1 protein-coding gene is annotated in these 2206 nt (G+C 66.2%); it reads right to left on the bottom strand.

Annotated features, from left to right (window positions below; genetic code table 11):
• Nucleotides 1–168: 168 nt before the first annotated feature.
• Nucleotides 169–1977: a 5'-nucleotidase C-terminal domain-containing protein gene (locus AOK23_RS11980; protein WP_055712710.1), complete on the bottom strand. Its 1809-nt coding sequence runs from the start codon at nt 1975–1977 to the stop codon at nt 169–171.
• Between the last annotated feature and the right edge of the window lie 229 nt (nt 1978–2206).

Below are 2206 nucleotides of genomic sequence, written 5' to 3'. Positions count from 1 at the left end.
CCCACATCCCCCGCGCCAGGGACGAGCGGACCACGGGCCCCCTGACCCCCCTGGCCGACGTGCGCTGACCGCCACCGGCGAGGCCACAGCACACACACCGACGGCGTCGGCGCACCCACCGGGCGCCGACGCCGTCGACCTGCCACTCCCGCGAACGGGAACCGAACCCTAGAAGACCGGCGTACCGTTCCGGGTCAGCTTCCAGTCCACCGACGCGAACGCCGCCGGGTCGATCGACCCCTTCGCCTTCACCCACGCGATCATCGTGTTACGGATCTCGTCCGAGTTCGACCACAGCATCGGCGCCGCCGCCACATGCGGGAAGTTGCCGCCACCATTGGCCCGGTAGTTGTTCACCGCGAACACGAACTTCTGGTCGTCCGCCAACGGCGCACCCTCGAACCGCACGTTCTTGATCCGCGAACCCGCCGGCTGCGCGATGTCGATCTCGTACGACAGACCACTCACCGCGTCGTAGTTGTAGTCCGGCGTACCGTTCGCGTTCGTCAGCTTCGCCGGGTCCACCACCGCGTCCGGCGCCGTCTGCGCGAAGTAGTTCGCCGAGAACTCCAGGTACGCCTTCATCTGCGCACCCGTCATCAGACGCGCCTCCAGCGTGTTCTCGAAGACATACAGACCGGCGACATCACGGATGGTGACGTTCCCCGCCGGGATCACCGCCGTGCGGGAGAACGCGGCGGCCTGCGACAGCACCGGCAGCGACGCGTACTCCGAGGACGCGAGCGCCTGCCTCACCGTGTCCGCCTGGATGTGGTTGATCAGGTCGATGATCGGGACGTCCTTGTATGGCGCCTCCTCCGACCTCATCTCCGCGGCGTTCGTACCGATCACCTGGTTGACGTACGTCACGACCTTCGCGTGCTCGTCCGACAGCAGCTTCACGATCTTCGGGTCCTCCTCCACCGCGTTGGAGTTGAGGACCTGCGACCCGACCTTCTCGACGCTCCAGCAGCCCCGGCTCCACACCATCTCGAAGTCGAACAGCGTCAGCCGCTGACCCCACTTGAGCGGCTCCGACAGCACGACCTGCTTGCCGGTCTTCTTGTTGGTGACGAAGTACTCCGGGATCTCCGTGTGCGCGTGCCCCACCAGGATCGCGTCGATCCCCGGCACCTGCTCCGCCACCAGCCCGGCCGCGTTCTCGATGTACGGCAGCTGGTCCCCGTACGACGACGTCCCCGACGAACCGCTGTGCGCCGACACGATGACGACGTCCGCGCCCATCGACCTGAGCTTCGGCACCCACTTCGCCGCCTGCTCCTCCAGACCCGGGAACGTCATCTTCCCCTGCACGTTCGCCTTGTCCCAGATCGCGATGCCCGGGTTCGTCAGACCCAGCACCGCCACCTTCACATCACGGCCGAACGGCGTCCGCAGCCGGTGCATGCTGAACGGCGGGAACGCCGGACGCAGCGTCTTCGCGTCCAGCGCGTTCGCACCCAGCAGCGGGAAACGACACTGCTCCTGGAACTTCCGCAGCACCGGAATGCCGTAGTTGAACTCGTGGTTCCCGAGCGCCGCCGCGTCGTAGTCGATCGCGTTCATCGCCTGCGCCATCGGGTGGACGGGGCCGCCCTTGGCCGTGATCGGGTCGACCTTCGCGTAGTAGTACGACAGCTGCGTGCCCTGGATGGTGTCACCGGCGTCGATGAGGAGCGTGTTGCCGCGCCCCTTCTCCTTGCGGACCTGGCTCACCAGCGTGGAGATCTTCGCGAGGCCGACGTCGTTGTGCGCCTTGTCGTCGAACTCCTTGTCCGTGAAGTAGTCCCAGTTGAAGACGTTGCCGTGCAGGTCCGTCGTCCCCATCACGGTGAACCGGTACCGCTTCGGGGCCTTCTCCTTGCCGCCGGTCACCTCGGCCGCCTGCGCGTTCGGCGCCAGAGCCGAACCGGCGATGGCCACCCCGGCACCGGTCACGGCTGACTTCTTCAGAAACTTCCGGCGGTTCAAGGCCATATCGGTACTCCTCGGGAGGAACGGGATCTCAACGCGCGTAGACCAGCGAACAACAAAAAAGGCCACACGTGATAACGCGCGTAGATTCTGACCCGTACATTCCACACAGCAACAGACCCTCCAGGTTGCGATCTGGTGACCGGCACCCCGCAGCACCCCACGCCAACCGGACCTGCGGTGACAGAGTGGGACGTATGACCGACACCCCCGCACAGCCCCACCCCACCGC

The organism is Streptomyces torulosus, from assembly GCF_001419765.1.
GTDB classification, from domain to species: Bacteria; Actinomycetota; Actinomycetes; order Streptomycetales; family Streptomycetaceae; genus Streptomyces; species Streptomyces torulosus.
This window is presented reverse-complemented; position numbering and strand designations above follow the sequence as displayed.